This window comes from Nonomuraea sp. N2-4H, assembly GCF_045291505.1.
In the GTDB taxonomy this organism is placed as follows: domain Bacteria; phylum Actinomycetota; class Actinomycetes; order Streptosporangiales; family Streptosporangiaceae; genus Nonomuraea; species Nonomuraea fastidiosa.
Map to the genome: position 1 here is coordinate 4,224,094 of NZ_CP147987.1, position 18,184 is coordinate 4,242,277.

The following is an 18,184-nucleotide window of genomic DNA, read 5'->3' on the forward strand; positions in this document are numbered from 1 at the left end:
ACCACCCACCGGCGTAGCCGCCCGGCGCCCGGCGCCCGACCAGCCACCGGCGTGGCCGCCTGGCATGTGGCCGCCTGCGCCCCGGCCGTCCGGCGCGCGACCGTCCGGGGCGCGCGTTCGCCTACCGGCTCGGTGGGGACCCGTCGCCTCGGCCGAATCCTCTGTCGTCCCTGTTCGTGCCTTCCTCGTCGATCTCCAGGCGCTCCTTGCGGATCTGCCCTTCGACGACCTCCTCGCTCTGGACGTCCCTCTTGTGCACGTGAATGCGCTCGACGGGAACGGTCTCCTTGCCGATCACCGGACGCTCCTCGTGCAGGATCATCTCCCTGTCCTCCGCGCCGATCTCGTACGGCCCGGACAATCCGGCGTCGCGAATGTCCTCGCGCTCTATGACGATTTCCTCGTGCGAAAGCGGGACCGTTTCCTGGACGTTCTCCGTTTCCACGTACTTGTGCAGCCGGACGCGTCCGCTTTCCCGGCTTTCCTTGCCGATGTGCAGCTGTTCCTCCGACCGCGTCATGTCGATGTCGCGGTCCTCGGCGAAGCCGCCGCCGGTCTCGCCCGCGAAGCTCCGCGCCCGTTCGCCGGACATGTCGTCTCTCATGCCGCCGGCCTCGCCGGGCATGTCGGCACGCCTGCCGGTGGCCGGGCCGCCGGGCATGAAGCCGGGCTCGTCGGTCCTGTCGGACATGAACCCGGGCTTGTCGGTCCTGTCTGGCGTGTCCCCGATGAGGCGATCGGACTCCTCCAGCCCGCCCGGCCGGTCCGTCTCCATCGCGGCCGGTCTGCCCAGCAGGCCCTGGCCGCCGCCGGCCGTCGTCTCGCCGGTGCGCTGGCGTGGGACGTCCGCCGGCTGCATGCCGTAGTAGCGGTAGAGGTCGGCCTCCTCGTCGAGCGAGAGTCTGCCGTCCACGTCGATGTTGGGCGCCCCCTTGATCATCTCTTTGTCGAAGGGGACTCTGAGCTCCTCACCCGAGCGGCGAGCGTCCTGCAGCGGCACGAAGGTCTGCTTCATGCCGAAGAACCCCGTACGTACGGTCACCCACTCGGGCTCGCCCGAGCGGTCGTTGAGGTAGACCTGGCCCACCTTCCCGATCGGCTGCCCGTCGGATCCCACGACATGGCAGTCGAGCAGGTTACGGATCTCTGTGTTCATAGCCACGACGATCCCCCTGGTGTGTTGTCCTGGTTCCAAAAAGGACAAATACCCCATATCGCGACTTTTCCGTATATGTTCTGGGCACGTTTCGCCCTATTTCGCGGAACGACTCTCGCGCCAATCCCCGCCGCGTCCCAGCTTCGCCCGCCGGCCCTGCCGCGACCCCTCGTACGCGGCACCGCGCAGCACCTGCAGGCGGCTCGCCGGGCACAGGTGGGGGACGCTGTTGACGAGCGGATCGAACGTCAGATCCTGCCCGGTGAGCGCCGTGTGCACCCGCAGCCGCCCCAGGTACCGCATCCCCGCCCACAGGTGGAACACCAGGTCCCGGTGTTCCAGCACTCCTGGCAGCTCCGCCGGATCGACCGGCACCCGCCCGCCGGCCTCCGGCCTGGCCACGATCCTGCAGCGCCGCGACCCGCAGCGGTAGGAGGCGAGCGTCGAGTACGGGCCCGAGGTGAAGCCCCGCCTGGGCACCGGCAGGAAGCCGTACCCGGTGGACAGCAGCAGATCGACGCCGTTGGGCAGGCGTACGGCCAGGCCCAGCACGTCGGGCAGGCGGCCGGGCAGCGACACGCCCTTGGACAGCCGTACCGGAACCTCGTGCTCGCCGTGCTCCCCCAGCAGCTCCGACCCCACCGTGAGCGTCCCCTGCAGTAGCTGACCGCGCGGGTGCAGGGCGCGCCCGCGCCGCAGCACCGCGACCAGCCGCGCCACCGCCCGCGCCACCTTCCCGGCCGTGCTCCCGAGCCTGCGCGCGACTTGGTCCGCCACACCCTCACGCCCGCGCGCAGCTTCGCCCGCCACACCCTCACGCCCGCGCACGACCTCGCCCGCCGCACCCTTGAGCTTGCGCACGACCTCGCCCGCCGCACCCTTGAGCTTGCGCGCGGCTTCGTCCGTCCCGCTCACCGTCCATCGCCTCCTGCGCGATCCGTGTCGTGCCGGTCAGCCGCCGCCCTGAGCCTTGCGCAGGTCGGCGAGATGCTTCTCCAGGGACGACGCCGCCTCCTTGGCCAGCGACACCACCGGCTGCGCGGAGCCCTTGGAGATCTCGGTCTTCGTGGCGTTCAGCGCCTGCCGGTGCGCCTTGATCATCCCTGACAGGAAGTCCTGGTCGAAGTCCTGCCCGCTGACGCTCTGGATACGGTCGAGCATCTCGTACTGCTCCGGCGACGGCGAGGTGGGCAGGTCGATGCCGAGCTGCTCGGCCGTCTTGGTGACCTTGATGTCGAGCTGGGTGTGATCTTTTACGAGCGTCTCGCCGACCTTCTTGATCTGCTTCGTGGTGGCCTTGCCCTGAGCCAGCCGCCCCGCCTGGACCTCGGCCAGGTTCGCCTGGTGGATGAGCCGCATCCACTCGCGGTCCTGCTCAGAGACCTCGGCTCCGGCATCGGTCGGCGATGCGGGCACCGCCGCGGTGTGCGGCGGCTGCTGCCCGGCACAGCCGGGCAGAACGGCCAGGGTGATGACGGCCAGCGACAGGGTCAGACGTGCGCGCATGAAGGCTTCCTATGACGGAGTGGTACATCTCACACACAGAGCGTAATCGTCACCCTTGCCCCAGCCCGGCATCCGCCTTCGACGGGCGCGTCCACCCGCGTCCACCCACCCGACGCCGACTCGTCCACCAGCCGACGCTCACTCGCCCACCCAGGCGCCCTCCCGATGCCGGCCGGATCGCGTCGGTGCCCGCTCCTTCCGATCACGCTTGCGTGCCGCGCGTCCGTCCCTTCCGATCGTGTCCACGCCGCAGGCGCATTCGCGCTTCCGATCACCGGGTCCCGCCTGCCCGGCCGAACCGCCGGAAAACCCGCACCTGCCCGGCTCCCTCGCCCGAACCCGCCGCGGCCTTCACCGCCTCGCAGCCGCACCCGGAACCCGGGGGTGAGGACGCCGCGCCCGTCCGGGCTCGCGGGTGGACGTCGCGGGCCAGGCGCACTGTGCGGCTGGTTTGCGGGTCGCGGCGGGGTGGATTGCACTACCGTCCCTTTTGTGGCTTTGGTCGCCAGGATCACCGGGCGGGTGCTGGCGGGTGCCGGGGTGCTGGCGCTCTCGCCGGTGCTGGGGCTGGCCGCGCTGGCCGGGACCGCGATGGTGGGGGCGCGGCCGGTGGTGTTCGCGGTGACGGGGCTGGCGGTGTTCGCGTCGGTGTTCTTCCTGGGGCTGCTGCTGTGCGTGCCCCGGCCGCGGGCGGTGTGGGGGCGTTGGGTGCGGGCGGTGGCGCTGCTCGCCGTCGAGGCGTTGGTGGTGTGGCAGGTCGGTGCCGCTACGCTCGGGCCGCCTCCGCCGGCCGAGCCGGTCGCCAAGGTGCCGGGGCAGCGGGAGTGGCGGTTGCCGACGGGGTCTCGGCTTGCGTACGTACGTACCGCTCCGAAGAGGGTCACCCGGCCGGAGCCGGTGGTGTTCCTGCACGGCGGGCCCGGGATCGGTGACCTGGCCGGCGACGCTGCGTTCTACGGGCGGCTTGCGTCCGAGGGTTTCGAGGTGTACGTCTACGACCAGGTCGGCGCGGGACGGTCCGCCCGGCTCGCCGACCCGCGCGGCTACGGCCTCGACCGGGACGTGGCCGACCTGGAGGCGATCCGCCGCCTTCTCCGTGCCGAGCGGCTGAACCTCGTCGCCCGCGACCACGGTGCCCAGCTCGCCGCCGCCTACCTCGTACGCCATCCCGGGCGGGTCGCCAGAGCGGCCCTGTACTCCCCTGACGGGCTCACCCCGTCCCGTCCCGCCGCCCCAGCCCTCCCGAACCCCGCTAACCTGGCCTCCGATCTGCCGGATCCTCGTACGCTCGCCATCGCGACTCTGCTCCGGGTGGATCCGCCTGCCGCGCACGCCTACGCCGGTGAGGCCGGTCTGGCGGCGTACCTTGCCCGTCTGCGCCGGACCGTCGAGCCCCCGTGCCCATCGCCGCCCGGGACGACCTCCGACCGCGGTGAGGGCGCCGGAGGACCTGCGGGGACTCGCGCACCCGAGAAGAAGCGCACGGACAAGGAACCTCGGGCGCCTGCGGAGACTCGGGTGTCCGGAGCGATGTCCACCGCATCCGAAGGGAACTCCAGCGCCCCTGCTGGGAAGCCCGCCGCACGCGGAGGGGAACCCGCCGCACGCGGCGGAGAGACCGCCCCGCGTGGAGAGGAGACCGCCCCTCGCGGAGGAGCGGCCGTCACGCGCGGAAGGTCTGGCACGCCCCAGGAGGAGACCGGCGCGTCCCGAGAGAAGTCCGCCCTGGCCGGGGACCCTCCCGGGGGTACCGGGGACCCTCCTGGGGGTTACGTCGCGGTGACCGGGCGGCCGGGGCCCGCGTCTCTGCGCGCGGACCTGGCCGAGGTGGAGGTTCCTGTGCTGATCGTCAAGAGCGCCTGTGACGCCGAGAGCTGGTCGGCCGCCGCCGCGTACCAGAAGACGCTGCCCGACGCCCGCCTCGCCTACCTTGGCGACGTCGCCGAGGGCGACCGCAGCACGGCCCATCTGCGACTGCTCCGGGCGTTCCTGACCGGCCGCCCCGTTCCCGCTTACCAGGGCGGCACCCCTCCCCCGGGCTACCGCGGCCCCGTCTGACCGCCGCGAGCGGTGCCGCGGTCAGGCCCGGCCGGCCTGCCTCCGGCTCCGACCGGCCCGCTTCTCGTCCGCCCAGGCCGGGTTCCGTCTTCAGGCCCGGTCAGGGGGTCTTCAGGCCCGGTCAGGGGATGGAGGGGCCGAGGTGGAGGTGGAGGCGGTTGCCGTGGCGGACGGATTCGCGGACGGTCCACACGCGTTCGTCGATCACCGCCCCGTCGGCCGTCATGTAGCCGCCCACCCTGAGCAGCGGCAGGCCCGTCTCGTCGTTGAGGAGCTGCGCGCGGGAGTCCGTGTCGCCGATGAGGACGAGGAAGTCGCGGGTGCCGGCGGGCACATCGAGCACCAAACCGGGGCGGAGGTGCGAAGAGGGGACCTCGATAACATGTTCGCTCACGGCCCAGCGCCTACCCATATTTCGCACTTTGAGCGGATGAAGCAGGCGGGATAGCGCTTTCCATCGGTTTGGGATGAAATAGCAGGAACCTCTCTACACAGCTGGAGTAACCACAGTGCCACTGTTCGACCTGCCCCTGGAGCAGCTCCGTACCTACCTCCCCGACCGCGACGAGCCCGCCGACTTCGACGCGTTCTGGACGGCGACCCTCTCCGAGGCCAGGGAGCACGACCTGGCCGCCGAGTACGTCCCGTACGACCTGCCCTTCAAGACCGTGGACGTGTTCGACGTGTCGTTCGCCGGGTGGGGCGGGCACCGCATCAACGGCTGGTTCCTGCTGCCGCACGGCACGGAGGGCCAGATCCCGTGCGTGGTGCACTACATCGGCTACAGCGGTGGCCGCGGTTTCCCGAAGGATCACCTGCTGTGGCCGGCCGCCGGGTACGCGGTGTTCGTGATGGAGACGCGCGGCCACGGTGGCGCGAACGTCAACAGCCCCGGCGTCACCGGCGACCCGCACGGCAGCTCGAACTCGCAGGCGCCCGGCATGATGACGCGCGGCATCCTCGACCCCGCCGAGTACTACTACCGCCGGGTGTTCACCGACGCGGTGCGGGCGGTGGACGCGGCGGCGCAGCATCCCTCGGTGGACGCGAGCCGGATCGTGGTGGCGGGCGGCAGCCAGGGCGGCGCGATCGCGCAGGCCACGGCCGCGCTGCACCAGGGCGTGAAGGCGGCGCTGATCGACGTGCCGTTCCTGTCGCACTTCCGGCGGGCGGTGGAGATCACGCCGCGCGACCCGTACCAGGAGCTGGTGCGCTTCCTGGCGACCCGGCGTGACACTGCCGACCAGGTGTTCCGCACGCTGTCGTACTTCGACGGAATGAACTTCGCGGCCCGCGGCACGGTGCCGGCGCTGTACTCGGTGGCGCTGATGGACGACATCTGCCCGCCGTCCACGGTGTTCGCCGCCTACAACCACTGGCAGGGCCCGAAGGAGATCACGGTCTGGCCGTGGAACAACCACGAGGGCGGCGGCGGCTACCAGTCGGAGGAGCAGGTGCGCTACCTGCACAAGCTCTTCTCCGACGGCTGACGGTGCCGGGGACCTCGCCGCGCCGGTGTCGCCCCGGCGCGGCGAGGCCGCCTCAGGCGGGCTTGTCGGTGACCAGGAACGACACGCTGCCCTGGTCGTCGGATCCGGCGTCCAGGGACTTGTCTTCGAGCACGGTCGCGGCCACGGGGTCGAGGTAGACGCGTGCCCCTTCGGACTCGACCACCGCGTCCGCCGGTTCGGGGGCGGTGGCCAGGGTCAGGGTGAGCGAGCCGGCGCCCTCTCCCTGGGCCGAGATGCGGATCCCGCTCTGGGAGGGTTCGGGCGCCGCCGCTGTGAGATCGCGGATGGCCTGGGCTGCGTTGGCTGTCAGGGTGAGCACTACGGCTCCTCCTCACGTTCGACGTACATGAATTGGCTGCCCTTCCCTCTGGATCGCCGCTCAACCCTCTCCGACGGTTTTCTTTACGCGCCCTTCCGGTCGCGGTGGACAATGACCGCATGGATCTGACCGGCTTGCGGGAATCCATGGTGGCGAAGCTCACAGAGCAGCAGGAGGTGGGCGAGCGGGTCGCGGCGGCCATGCGCGCGGTGCCGCGCCACCTCTTCGTGCCGCACGTCCCGCCGGAGGAGGCCTACCGCGACGAGCCGATCGTCACCCGGCGCGACGACGCGGGCCGGCCGACCAGCTCCTCGTCGCAGCCCACGATCATGGCCGCCATGCTCGACCAGCTCGACGTGCGGCCGGGGCACCGGGTGCTGGAGATCGGGGCGGGCACCGGCTACAACGCGGCGCTGCTGGCCCGGCTGGCGGAGCCCGGCGGCCTGGTGGTCTGTCTCGACATCGACGCCGATATCACGGCCGAGGCGCGCGCCCATCTGAACGAGGCCGGGCTGCCGCAGGTCGAGGTGGTGTGCGGGGACGGCGCCGAAGGCCACCCCGAGCGGGCCCCGTACGACCGGCTGATCGCCACCGTGGGCGTCTGGGACCTCGCGCCCGCCTGGACGGAGCAGCTCGCGCCCGGCGGGCGGCTGGTGGTGCCGCTCGACGTCAACGGCCTGCAGCTGTCGGTGGCTCTGGAGCGCGACGGCGGCCGCTGGACGAGCCGGTCGGTGCTGCCGTGCGGTTTCATGCGGATGCGCGGGCCGCTCTCGGGCACCGAGGTGACCGAGGTCGTGAGCCGGGATCCGTACGTGGTGATGTCGCTGCCGGAGCCGCGCGAGCTCGGCGATGTGGCGGCGGCGCTCGGCGACACCGCTGCCGAGCTCTCCCTGGACGGCCTCCTGAGCGATCCCGATACGCCGCAGGACGGCGGCCCGTGGGATGCGGGGCACCGTACGGGCGTGCCGATGTGGCTTGCGCTGCACGAGCCGCGCTGGTGCACGGTCATGGGCGCCGGCCACGGTTTCAGCGCCGGGATCGCAGAGCCCGGCGGCCTCGCGCTCCTCCCCCTGCACGGCGATCCCGTCGTGCGCGGCCACGGGCCGGACGGTGAGCGGCTCGCCCGCGAGCTGGCCGCCCATGTGCGGGCCTGGACGGGCGCAGGACGCCCGCAGCCGGCCGGTCTGCGCATCGACGCCTATCCGGCCGGTACGGACGTCTCAGGGCCGCTCGTCCTCCGCAAGCGCCATACGGCGCTGGCCGTCACCCTCCCGTCCTGACCTCCGGCAAGGCAGCGGAAGGTCACTCGACGGTCCAGCGGCCGTCGCGCATCAGCGTGCGGCCCGCCAGCTCGTTCGCCTCACGCCACGCCTGGATGCGGAGCGGCGTGATGTGGAAGTAGTAGTACGACTCGGGCTCCTTACGCGGGTCGAACCCGGCCTTGGCCGCGAACGCGTCGCCGGCCTCGGCGGGCAGCTCACCGGCCGGCGTGGCGCGTGCGGTGCCCTCGACGAGCACCACGTCGCGCACCAGCCCGATGCCGACCCGGACCTTGCCGTTGGCCAGCAGATTGCGCCCCGTGGGGCTGGCGGCGGTGGTGGCGACGATCAGCGACTCGCCGTCCCAGAGGAATGACAGCGGCACCATGTACGGCGTCCCGTCGGCGCTCGCGGTGGCCACCCAGGCGTCCACGTCGTGTTCGAGCCGGTGCAGGGTGTCCTGCTTGCGCTGGTGCGGGCTGCGCGGGGCGGGGGCGGTCATGCGTTCCTCTCCTGTCGGGCGGTCGTCACGGCCGCGGGCGGCGGGCGTGACTTGATCCGACATTATGGACGAGAACTCAGCGGTCGTCGCCGCGCCCGGCGGGCTTGCCGTTCTTGCCGGGCCCGCAGGACCCGGCGTCCAGCCCGGCCACCTTCCACTCCGCGCCCGGGAACGGGCTCATGAAGTGCGTGAGCAGGTCCACCGCGTAGTCGGGCACCTGACCGCCCGGGTCGAGCAGCGACACCATCTGGGGCCCGTCCGCGCCGCGCAGCGTGATCCTGTTGGCGGCGCCGCCGCCGGCCGCGAAGCCCGGCTTGGCGTCCACGGTCACGCAGGCGAGGCTGATGCCGGCGGCCTTGATCTGCTGCTTGGCCCCGATGCGCCGCATGCGCTGGTCGTAGCGGCGCAGGGCGAGCGAGGTGGTGCGGCCGATGCGGACCGACTGGCGGAAGACGTCGGCGCCGATCTCGCGGCTCAGTTTGATGTCCAGCTTGACGTCCGGCCGCAGGTCCACGCCCTTGGCGGCGATCTTGACGGTGCCGTACGACCCTTCGAAGCCGGGTGCGACGTACCCGATCGCGGCGGGCGCCTTGAGCCCGAACGGGATCTTGCCGGGCCGCAGCCGCAGCCACGACATGCGGGAGATGGTGAACGTGACCTGCTCGACCGAGCTCTTGCGCAGCCCGAACCTGCCGCCGACGTGATAGGTGAGGAAGCCGCCGGTGTGGGGGACCTCCTTGTCCACGGCGAGTTTCTGCGCGGGCATGCCGTCGATGCGCAGCCCGCCGCGTACGGTGATGCGTCCTGTGGGCACCGGCTTGGAGACCAGGTCGAGTGACTGGTCGGGGTTGAGCCTGATGGTCGTGTCGGCGGCCAGGTCGCGCACGGAGAACGCGACGTCGCCGAGCCGCCCCGACGGGTCCACCAGGCCGCCCTCGACGCTGAGCCGCCCGTCGAGCGTGTTGACGCCCCCGACCGCCTTGTACGTGACGGCGGGCACGCTCAGCCCGGCCGCCGAGGCGTCGGCGTCCACGCCGAAGACCGCGGGCACGTCGGAGAAGCGCAGCTCGCCGGTGCCCTTGCCGGGCAGCGTGACCTTGGCGCTGAGGTGCTTGACGGGCGCGGAGTTGGTGACCCTGATGCGGGTCTTGGCCCCGTACGTGCCCTGGAAGGCCATGGAGGCGGGCACCGGGTCGATGGCGAGCCGGCCGCGCAGCCCTGCGGCCTCGGCCCGCACCGACAGCGCGCCGAGCGTGGCGGCGGGCTCGATCTTGTACGCGGCCTGCACCGCGTTGCCCTGCGACACCGAGATCGGCCCGAGCGACATGCCGGTGATCTTCTCGGGCAGCCCGGCCAGCTTGGCCCTGGCCTTGACGGGCACCGGCGACAGCACGCTGCTGGCGAGGTAGACGTCGAGGGAGCGGTTCTTGGGACGGAAGCCGGAGAAGGCGAACGTCTTGCCGCCGAGGTCCACCGTCACCTGCTCGGGCAGGCCGCTGACGTCGAGGTAGCCCTGCAGGCCGAAGCAGCCGCGCTGGGCCACGCAGAAGGCCCCCTGCGCGCAGCCCGGGCGTCCGGGCGTGCAGGCGCCGTCCACCAGCGACACGCCGCCGGACACGGCGGGCGCGGCGCGCATGCGGCTGAGCGCGGCGGCCTTGCCGAGCCAGGCGCGGGCCTGCACATCGAGCGGGGAGCCGGTGTAGGTGAGCTTGCCTCCCTCGGAGGCGACCGAGAAGCGGCCGGGCACGGGACCGACGGTGCCGGCGAGGCCGAAGCGGTCGTCGCCCTGCCGGATGTCGGCGTCCACGGTGATGCGGCGTCCTGCGGCGTCCAGGCCGGCGGTGAGACCCTGCGGGGACGGGGTGAGCTCGACCTGCTTCAGCTTCTCGACCCGTACGCTGGCGTCGAGGTCGCCGCTGGCCCGGTCGTAGTGCGCGGCGAGGTGCGGGCCCGCGGGCGAGGTGGCGCGGTCGTGGTTGGTGAAGGCGAGCTCCGCCGACCCTACCGGGCCGGACAGCCCGCGGAAGCGGTACGACCCGGCCGCCCACGAGGCGTCGAACTTGGCGGGCACGCCGGTGACCTGGGCCGCGGCCCTGGCGTACCGGTCGCCCAGCTTCACCCTGGCCAGCGCGGTCACCTTCGACACCGGTCCGTCGGAGTCCCAGGTGAGGGTCTGGGCCTTGGTGTCGGCGACGAGTTCCGCGCGCTTGCGCACGCCTTCGACGACGGCGCGGACGTCCTCGCCGGACGGCGTCGTCACGTGCGCTTTATTGGCATAAATCCGCACCGACCGCACCTTGCCCGACGACTCGACCTTGACCGTGGAGCGTTCGCCGAGCGCCCATGACGCCTCCACGTTGTCGCGTACGCCGAGCACGGTGCCGTCCACGGTGGGGCCGGACTTGACGTTCGCGTACGCGGCCCGCATCGTGCCGATCACGCCGCCTGCCGGTAGACGGCCTTGCGCGCGGCGGGGTCGAGGGTGACGTCCACGGTGGCGGGCGTGTTGGACAGCTCCAGGCGGGCGAGATGGGTGCGGTCGATGCTCGCCGCGCCCAGGAACGCCCCGCCGCCCGCCGCGGCGTCGAGGTGGGCGTGCGGCGTGGCCCCGTAGGTGACGTCGAAGCCGCGCAGCCCCGACAGCCTGCCGGACACCCCGATCGCGGCGCCGTCCTTGATCATGGTGACGTGGTCGCCGCGCGGGGTGGAGATCGCGCCGCCGCCGCGCTGCAGCACCACGGCGAAGTCCTTGATGGGCGCGCTGGAGCTGTGCGTGACGCGGTGCGCGGCCATGTCGTTGACCACGTTGACCCGGGCGGGCACGGCGCTGAGCCGCGCCTTGATCACGGTCTGCCCGGCGGCGCGGTCGTAGAAGACGATGTCGGAGCGGCCTGCGCCGCCCTTGGCGGTGGCGGCCGAGAGCGTCTGCTTCTTGTTCGCCGAGCGGTAGCGGGCGGTGAAGGAGGGCGGCACCCGGTCCATGTCGACGCGGATGACGCGCGACAGGCGGCCGTCGCGGTAGGAGAGGTCGTCCAGCTCGGCCCGGCCCACGGAGGTGGGGCTGGTGAAGGTGATCTTGCCGCCGGAGACGCGGACCTGGGCGCGGGGGCCCATGCGGTCGAGCACGGCGTGGGTGAAGCGGCGGCCGGTCACGGCGAGCGCTTCCAGCCGGGCGGGAGCGGAGGCGGCGACGTCGAGCGAGGGCTCGCCGAGCGCGGCGTTCACGGTCAGCTGCGAGGTGGCCGGGGTCTGGCGGAGGCTGACGGAGTTGCGGCCCTTCAGCCCGGCGACCAGGGCGGCGGACGCTCCGGGCTCCTTGCGCTGGACGACGGCCTTGACCCGCTTGCCCGCCAGATCCACGGTGAACGTGCCCTTGTCGGAGGCCGACAGCGAGGAGCCGCGGCGCAGGCCGTCGAAGCCGACCGAGACCTTGCCGTCGTACTCGGCCCAGACCTGCGCCTTGAGGTTCCGCTTGCCCAGCCGCTTGACGGTGAACGTCACGCCGGCCACGCCCTTGCCCGGCTCGGTGGCGGGCACCAGGTTGGCGACCAGGTCGGGCTTGTCGTCGCCGGTGACGTCGGCGTACATCGGCACGGCGACGGGCCGGCGGGCCGAGCAGGACACCGGCACGTCGGCGCTCTCCACGCACAGCCGGTACGTCACCCCCGAGACCGTCTTGGCCGCCGAGTCCGACAGCGACGTGGTGGTCTTCGGCAGCACCTTGGAGGTGACCTTGCCCAGCGTCTTGCCGAGGTCGTCGACCGCCTTGCCGGCCCGCTCGGTCGCCTTGGCCAGCCCGAGCGGGCGGGCCCGCGAGGTGTCGGGCAGCACGTTCCCCGCGTCGGGCACTCCCCTGCCGTACCCCTGCTGCTCCTGCACGGCGGCGGCGCCCGAAGTGATCTGGCCGGCCAGGCCGGGGCCCGCGGGCGTGGTCACCTCCGGCGCGCCCGGCCCCACCCGCTGGTCTCCGACCGGCCGCAGGGCGAGCGAGGGCCGGCGCGCGACGGTGACGACGGCGGGAGGCGGCTCCTCCATGGCCGGTACGGGCGTGGCGCGCACCGCCGTGGGCCTGGCCCGCACCTGCGCCGGGGTCTGCGGTCCGGCCTGGGCCGGCGTCGGCACGGTTCCGGCCTGGGCCGGCGTCGGCACGGTTCCCGCCTGGGCCGCCGGTGGCACGGCCGTCAGGGCCGTGCCCGCGATCGTCGTCGAAACGAGCACGCGCAGGAGGGCGTGCGGCATTGAGCGTTTCCCCGACCTAGTCTCGGTTCATCCCTTCAGAAACATTGGTCACGAGATGACCACATATCCTCACAGGGCGTCAAACTCCTCCGGACATGGGACTCCAATTTTTCCGTGCTGTCGGGTTTCGCCGCAGGTCAGGGGATACGGGCGAGTTCAGGCCACTCTTATGACGATCTTGCCGCGTACGCCGCCCGCCTCCAGCGCCCGGTGCGCGGCGGCCGCCTCGTCGAGCGGGAACACCCGGTCCACGGCCGGCCGCAGCTCGCCCTTCTCGACGTGGCGGGCCAGGTCGGTGAGCAGCCCGTGTGAGGGCTTCCCGCTGAAGAAGCGCACGCGGGAGCGTCCGTGGCGGGCCGACGCGGCGATGAAGGCCAGCGAGGAGACGGGGCGGCGCAGGTCGAACGCGATCGCCACCATGCGCCCGCCCGGCGCGAGCAGGCGGTGGTAGGCCGGCTGATCGGCGCCGACGGTGTCGAGGATCACGTCGAAGCGGCCCAGCTCGGATGGGTCCGTGGTCGCGTAGTCGTACGCCTCGTGCGCGCCGAGGTCGCGGACGAAGTCCAGCGTGCGGGCCCCGGCGAGCGCGGTGACGTGTGCCCCGTACGCCCTGCCGAGCTGTACGGCGAGGTGCCCGACGCCGCCGCTGCCACCGCGGACGAGCAGCCGCTCGCCGGGGCGCAGCCGGGCCTTGTCGCGCAGCGCGGTGATCGCCACCGCCCCCACGGGCAGGGCCGCCGCCTGCACATGATCCAGCCCGGACGGCATCAGGGCGATGACGCCGGGGCGCACGACGATGTACTCGGCGAGGCTGCCGAACGTCCTGCCGAGCACGCCCCACACCCGGTCGCCCTCCTTCGGGCCGGTGACACCGGGACCCAGCCCGGCGACCTCGCCGGCGAAGTCCAGCCCGAGCGGCTTCGGCCAGCCGCGCGGCTTCACGTCCGTCACCAGGCGCACCTCGCCCGCCCTGCCGTGCAGGTCGCCGCCGTTGACGCTGCCCGCGTGCACGCGCACCAGCACCTCGCCGGGGCCGGGGACCGGCTTCGGGAGCGTGCCGACGTACAGCACGTCGGGCGGGCCGTACCGGTCGAACAGGACCGCGCGCATCTCGTTCACTGTGCTCATTCCCTTTCGCTTCGGGTGTCTCTGACAGCTAAACGGATGACACCATCCACTTACGCTAATGTGAGAAACATGCCTGGTCATCGCTCTCACATCGCCGATCGCCGGGAGCTGCGGGCGGACGCCCGGCACAATCGGGATCGGATACTCGACGCGGCCAGGGAGGCGTTCGCGACGCGCGGTCTCGACGTGCCGATGGCGGCCATCGCGCGGCGGGCCGGGGTGGGCGTCGCCACGCTTTACCGGCGCTTCCCCTCGCGCAAGTCGCTGGTGACGGAGGTGTTCTCCGACCAGGTCGCCGAGTGCGCGGGAGCGGTGGACGAGGCGCTGGCCGACCCCGACCCGTGGCACGCGTTCCAGACGCTGGTGGAGAAGGTGTGCGCGATGCAGGTGGCCGACAAGGGGTTCACCGCCGCGTTCATGACGGCCTTCCCCGAGGCGATCGACTTCGAGCGCATGCGGCGGCGGGCCGAGCAGGGCCTGGCCGAGGTCGTGCGCAGGGCCAAGGCCGCCGGGCGGCTGCGCGCCGACTTCGCCATCGCCGACCTGGTCGTACTGCTGCAGGCCAACTGCGGGGTCGCCGCGATGGCGGGCGAGCCGGCGGCGGTCGCGTCGCGGCGGCTGGTGGCGTACATGCTGCAGGCGTTCCGCGCCGGGAACGCCGCACCGCTGCCGCCGCCCGCGCCGCTGCGGCTCACGCACGCTCTCGTCACACGGTCCTGACGTCCGTGTCACCGGGCCGCCGCTTTGCGGGACGGACGGCATGTTGCAAGGTGGAAGTAGGTGGAAGTAGCGCACCTCAACGTTGACGAAATGTCCGGCTGAGAGGAGCCCGCCATGCATGCGAAGACCGGTGACAAGCTGGTCATCCACGGCAATGTCGTCGGCCAGGGCGACAGGGAGGGCGAGATCATCGAGGTCCGGGGGCCGGAGGGCGCGCCGCCCTACGTCGTGCGCTTCCCCGACGGCCACGAGCAGTTCGTCTTCCCCGGGCCCGACGCCGTCATCGTCCCGGCCGAGAGGCAGGACTGACCGGGGGCCCAGGAGGCCGCCAGAAGGCTCCTGAGGAGCTTCTGAGGAGCTTCTGAGGAGGTCTGAAGGAGGTCGCGCGGCCCGCCGCCCTCTGACGGCGAGGTCGCGCGGGCCCTTGATGAGGGGAGAGCCACACGAGCCCGTAGGGGCGCGTCGCGTGAGCCCGGTGAGGGCGCGTCGCACGGCGCTCTTGAGGGCGCGGCGTCCGTACGCGGCACGGCGCGATAGCGTCGGAACCGCACGGACGATCAGGAGGCAGCCATGCGCCCCATGGAGCAGCGCACGATCCTCGTCACGCGCGCGACCGACGGGCTCGGCCGCGCGCTGGCCGCCGACCTGGCGGAGCGCGGCGCTACCGTCCTGCTGCACGGCCGCGACGACGAGCGCGGGCGGGCCACGATGGCGGAGATCCGCGCCCGCGTGCCCGAAGCCCGGCTGCACTGGTACCGCGCCGACCTGGCCTCGCTCGCCGAGGTACGCGAGCTGGCCGCCGCGGTCGCCGCCGCGCACGGAGGGCTCGACACGCTGGTCAACAACGCCGGCATCGGCGCCACGGTGCCCGGCGGCCCGGCGCGGCAGGAGAGCGCCGACGGCCACGAGCTGCGGTTCGCGGTCAACTACCTGTCCGGATATCTGCTGACCCGGCTGCTGCTGCCGGTGCTGAAGGCGGCGGCGCCCGCGATGATCGTCAACGTCAGCAGCCTCGGGCAGTCGCCCATCGACTTCGACGACGTGATGCTGCTCAAGGGCTACAGCGGTGGCCGGGCCTACACGCAGAGCAAGCTGGCCCAGATCATGTTCACCGTCGATCTGGCCGAGGAGCTGGCGGGCACCGGGGTGACGGCCAACGCGCTGCACCCGGCGACGTACATGCCGACCAAGATGGTGACGGCGGCGCCGCTGAGCGAGCTGCGCGAGGGCGTGGAGGCCACCTCGCGGCTCGTCACGGACCCGGAGCTGGACGAGGTGTCCGGGCGCTTCTACGACGGGCTGCGGCCCGCTCGGGCGCTGGAGCAGGCGTACGATCCGGAGGCGCGGGCCCGGCTGCGCGCCCTGTCGCGGGAGCTGACCGGATGCTGAACCGTCGCGGGAGCCGACCGGATGCCGAGCGTCGCCCGCCTCACCTGCCCCTTTGATCACATCGGCATGCGGCTAAGGTGCGTCGTATGAAATATGACACGTTGTTCCGCCTGGACGGGCGGCGGGCCGTGGTGATCGGCGCCGGAAGCGGCATCGGCAGGGAGGCGGCGCTGGCGCTGTCCGCCCACGGCGCTCACGTGATCTGCGCCGACCGCGACCTCGCCACCGCCACCGAGACCGCCGAAGGGTGCGGCGGCAGCGCCCGGCTGCTCGACGTGCTCGACGGCGATGCGGTGCGGGCGCTCGCCGCCGAGGAGCCGGCGGACGTGCTGGTGTTCACCGCGGCCACGAACGTGCGCAAGCGGCTGCTCGACTACTCCGGCGAGGAGTTCGACCGCGTGGTGAACCTCAACCTGCGGGCCTCCTTCGACGTCGTACGCGCCTTCGGAGCCGGCATGGTCGAGCGGGGACGCGGATCGATCATCGGCTTCGCCTCCATCCGCGCCTCCGTCACCGAGCCGGGCCAGGGCGTCTACTCGGCGACCAAGGCCGGCCTGGTGCAGCTGCTGCGGACGGCGGCGGCCGAGTTCGGGCCGAGCGGCGTGCGGGTCAACGCCATCGCGCCCGGCGTCGTGGAGACCCCGCTGACCCGGCAGATCAAGGACAACCCCGCCTGGTACGACGCCTACGCCGCCAAGAGCGCGCTCGGCCGGTGGGCCGCGCCCGAGGAGATGGCGGGCGCGGTGGTGTACCTCGCGAGCGACGCGGCCAGCTTCGTGACGGGCTCCGTCCTGTACGTGGACGGCGGCTGGACCGCCGTGGACGGCCGCTTCGACCCGCCCAACTGACCGCTCCCCCGGCCTCCCCGCCGTCGGCCGCGCGGGAGGCCGGGTGCTCGCTGCTACGGCCGGATGATGGCCATGCGGGTGACGGTCAGCTCCTCGATGGCGAACCTGGGCCCCTCGCGCCCCGCACCGGAGTCCTTGACGCCCCCGTACGGCATGTTGTCCGCACGGAACCCCGGCACCTCGTTGACCACCACTCCCCCGGCCTCGATGCGGTCGATGGCGGCGAACGCCGTGGCCAGCGAGCGGGTGAAGACGGCGGCGTGCAGGCCGTACCGTGAGGCGTTGACGGCGTCGAACGCGGCGTCCAGCGAGGGCACGGGGCGCACGCACACGACGGGCCCGAAGATCTCCTCCTCCCAGGCGGCGGCGCCGTCCGGCACCCCGGACAGCACGGTCGGCGCGATGGCCCGCCCCTCGCGGTGCCCGCCGGTGACCACCTCGGCCCCGGAGGCGGCGATCCAGTCGAGGACGCGGTCGGTGGCGGCGGGGTCGATGAGCGGCGCGACGCGGGTCCCGGGCAGGCGCGGGTCGCCGACGGTGACGCCCTTGACCTTCGCGGCGAGCAGCGCCGTGAACGGCTCCGCCACGCTCTCCTCGACCAGCACCCGCTGCACGGAGATGCACGCCTGGCCGGAGGCGTAGTAGCCGCCTCTGACGACCGCGTCGGCCGCGGCCTCGATGTCGGCGTCGGCGGCCACGACGAGCGCCGCGTTCGAGCCGAGTTCGAGCAGCACCTTGGTGGGGGCGGCCGAGCGGGCGATGGCGTGGCCGGCGGCGGCCGAGCCGGTGAAGGAGACCGCGCCGATCCGCCGGTCCTCCACCAGCCGCCGGCCCACCTCCACGTCGCCGGTGACGAGCTGCACGCCGGCCGGGGCAGGCCCGCCTCCCTGAGCAGGTGCACCAGCCAGAGCGTGGCGAGCGGGGTGGCGGGGCCGGCTTGACGATCACGGGGCAGCCCGCCGCGACCGCCGGGGCGATCTTGTGGGCGGCAAGAAGCAGCGGATAGTTGAAGCCGGTGATGCCGACGACGACGCCGATGGGGCGGCGCGTCCAGAACCCGACCAGGCCCTCGCCGGACGGCAGCAGGTCGAGCGGCACGGTCTCGCCGTGCAGCCGGGCGACCTCCTCGGCGGCGGTCTCCAGCGTCACGAGCGTCCTGTCCACCTCCACCCGGCAGTCCACCAGCGGCTTGCCGGTCTCCAGCACCAGCAGCCGCTCGACGTCATCGCGCCGCTCGCGCAGGGCGTCGCGGGCGCCGGTCAGCGCGGCGCGGCGGGCGTGCGAGGGCAGCGCCGCCATCTCCGGGGCGACGTCCAGCGCGGCGTTCAGGGCGCGCGCCGCCAGCTCGGGCGTGCCGAGCGGCGCGGCCGCCACCGTGGAGCCGTCGTAGGGGAAGATGACGCCGGTGGTGTCCGCGGTCTCCACCCAGCCGCCGCCGATGGGCAGCCCGCCGGGCCACTCCTGCTTCATGACCGCCTCCTCAGGGTTGGAACAACGTTGAGACTCGGACGGCGGCCCCGCGAGCGCATGGGGGCGCTCAGGGGCGCGC

The 18,184-nt window shown here is 72.8% G+C and carries 17 protein-coding genes and 1 pseudogene; 7 read left to right on the plus strand and 11 right to left on the minus strand.

Going from position 1 to position 18,184, the window contains the following annotated elements; translation table 11 throughout:
- Positions 1-121 precede the first annotated feature (121 nt).
- The 3 genes from WBK31_RS19560 to WBK31_RS19570 form a co-directional block, all read right to left on the minus strand.
- Positions 122-1,156: a PRC and DUF2382 domain-containing protein gene (locus tag WBK31_RS19560; RefSeq protein WP_364053467.1), complete on the minus strand. Its 1,035-nt coding sequence runs from the start codon at positions 1,154-1,156 to the stop codon at positions 122-124.
- A gap of 96 nt (positions 1,157-1,252) precedes the next feature.
- Complete coding sequence (locus tag WBK31_RS19565; RefSeq protein ID WP_364053470.1) at positions 1,253-2,071, minus strand: hypothetical protein; 819 nt, start codon at positions 2,069-2,071, stop codon at positions 1,253-1,255.
- Positions 2,072-2,107: 36 nt separating this feature from the next.
- Complete coding sequence (locus WBK31_RS19570; protein ID WP_364053473.1) at positions 2,108-2,662, minus strand: DUF4142 domain-containing protein; 555 nt, start codon at positions 2,660-2,662, stop codon at positions 2,108-2,110.
- A gap of 492 nt (positions 2,663-3,154) precedes the next feature.
- Between WBK31_RS19570 and WBK31_RS19575 the strand changes: the two genes are divergently transcribed.
- The gene (locus WBK31_RS19575) at positions 3,155-4,720 is read left to right on the plus strand and encodes an alpha/beta fold hydrolase (RefSeq protein WP_406675364.1); all 1,566 of its coding nucleotides are present in this window, start codon (positions 3,155-3,157) and stop codon (positions 4,718-4,720) included.
- A gap of 121 nt (positions 4,721-4,841) precedes the next feature.
- Here WBK31_RS19575 and WBK31_RS19580 read toward each other — a convergent pair whose 3' ends face one another.
- A complete protein-coding gene (locus WBK31_RS19580) occupies positions 4,842-5,114 on the minus strand; it encodes a hypothetical protein (protein WP_378788178.1) in 273 nt (90 codons plus the stop codon).
- 115 nt (positions 5,115-5,229) lie between these two features.
- On the opposite strand from WBK31_RS19580, the gene WBK31_RS19585 reads away from it, so the two are divergent.
- The gene (locus tag WBK31_RS19585; protein ID WP_364053482.1) at positions 5,230-6,210 is read left to right on the plus strand and encodes an acetylxylan esterase; all 981 of its coding nucleotides are present in this window, start codon (positions 5,230-5,232) and stop codon (positions 6,208-6,210) included.
- A 52-nt stretch (positions 6,211-6,262) separates the two neighbouring features.
- Here the strand turns inward: WBK31_RS19585 and WBK31_RS19590 are convergent, their stop codons facing one another.
- The gene (locus tag WBK31_RS19590; RefSeq protein WP_364053485.1) at positions 6,263-6,550 is read right to left on the minus strand and encodes an iron-sulfur cluster biosynthesis family protein; all 288 of its coding nucleotides are present in this window, start codon (positions 6,548-6,550) and stop codon (positions 6,263-6,265) included.
- Between the two features lie 119 nt (positions 6,551-6,669).
- Here WBK31_RS19590 and WBK31_RS19595 point away from each other — a divergent pair, with 119 nt between their 5' ends.
- The gene (locus WBK31_RS19595; protein ID WP_406675365.1) at positions 6,670-7,830 is read left to right on the plus strand and encodes a methyltransferase domain-containing protein; all 1,161 of its coding nucleotides are present in this window, start codon (positions 6,670-6,672) and stop codon (positions 7,828-7,830) included.
- 22 nt (positions 7,831-7,852) lie between these two features.
- Here the strand turns inward: WBK31_RS19595 and WBK31_RS19600 are convergent, their stop codons facing one another.
- The 4 genes from WBK31_RS19600 to WBK31_RS19615 all read right to left on the minus strand — a co-directional run bounded on the left by WBK31_RS19600 (position 7,853) and on the right by WBK31_RS19615 (position 13,660).
- Positions 7,853-8,311 (minus strand): pyridoxamine 5'-phosphate oxidase family protein, encoded by a 459-nt coding sequence (locus WBK31_RS19600; RefSeq protein WP_406675366.1) that lies wholly within the window; start codon positions 8,309-8,311, stop codon positions 7,853-7,855.
- A gap of 76 nt (positions 8,312-8,387) precedes the next feature.
- The gene (locus tag WBK31_RS19605; RefSeq protein ID WP_406675367.1) at positions 8,388-10,751 is read right to left on the minus strand and encodes a hypothetical protein; all 2,364 of its coding nucleotides are present in this window, start codon (positions 10,749-10,751) and stop codon (positions 8,388-8,390) included.
- A complete protein-coding gene (locus WBK31_RS19610; RefSeq protein WP_406675368.1) occupies positions 10,748-12,550 on the minus strand; it encodes a hypothetical protein in 1,803 nt (600 codons plus the stop codon). The genes WBK31_RS19605 and WBK31_RS19610 overlap by 4 nt, the downstream gene beginning before the upstream one ends.
- Positions 12,551-12,706: 156 nt before the next feature.
- Positions 12,707-13,660, minus strand: a complete 954-nt coding sequence (locus WBK31_RS19615; protein ID WP_406675369.1) for an NAD(P)-dependent alcohol dehydrogenase — start codon at positions 13,658-13,660, stop codon at positions 12,707-12,709.
- A gap of 87 nt (positions 13,661-13,747) precedes the next feature.
- Between WBK31_RS19615 and WBK31_RS19620 the strand changes: the two genes are divergently transcribed.
- From WBK31_RS19620 to WBK31_RS19635, 4 genes are all read left to right on the plus strand, one after another.
- A complete protein-coding gene (locus WBK31_RS19620) occupies positions 13,748-14,398 on the plus strand; it encodes a TetR/AcrR family transcriptional regulator (protein WP_406675370.1) in 651 nt (216 codons plus the stop codon).
- A 114-nt stretch (positions 14,399-14,512) separates the two neighbouring features.
- Complete coding sequence (locus WBK31_RS19625) at positions 14,513-14,707, plus strand: DUF1918 domain-containing protein (RefSeq protein ID WP_364053503.1); 195 nt, start codon at positions 14,513-14,515, stop codon at positions 14,705-14,707.
- Between the two features lie 261 nt (positions 14,708-14,968).
- Positions 14,969-15,787 carry an SDR family NAD(P)-dependent oxidoreductase gene (locus WBK31_RS19630; RefSeq protein ID WP_406675371.1) on the plus strand — a complete coding sequence of 273 codons (819 nt, stop codon included), beginning with the start codon at positions 14,969-14,971 and terminating at the stop codon, positions 15,785-15,787.
- An 86-nt stretch (positions 15,788-15,873) separates the two neighbouring features.
- Positions 15,874-16,635, plus strand: coding sequence for an SDR family NAD(P)-dependent oxidoreductase (locus tag WBK31_RS19635; protein WP_364053508.1), 762 nt, complete (start codon positions 15,874-15,876; stop codon positions 16,633-16,635).
- 53 nt (positions 16,636-16,688) lie between these two features.
- Here WBK31_RS19635 and WBK31_RS19640 read toward each other — a convergent pair whose 3' ends face one another.
- Together WBK31_RS19640 and WBK31_RS19645 are read right to left on the minus strand one after the other, a co-directional pair.
- Positions 16,689-17,498, minus strand: a complete 810-nt coding sequence (locus WBK31_RS19640; protein WP_378788167.1) for an aldehyde dehydrogenase family protein — start codon at positions 17,496-17,498, stop codon at positions 16,689-16,691.
- 124 nt (positions 17,499-17,622) lie between these two features.
- A pseudogene (locus tag WBK31_RS19645) lies at positions 17,623-18,105 on the minus strand (aldehyde dehydrogenase family protein); the annotation flags it as partial.
- Positions 18,106-18,184 lie beyond the last annotated feature (79 nt).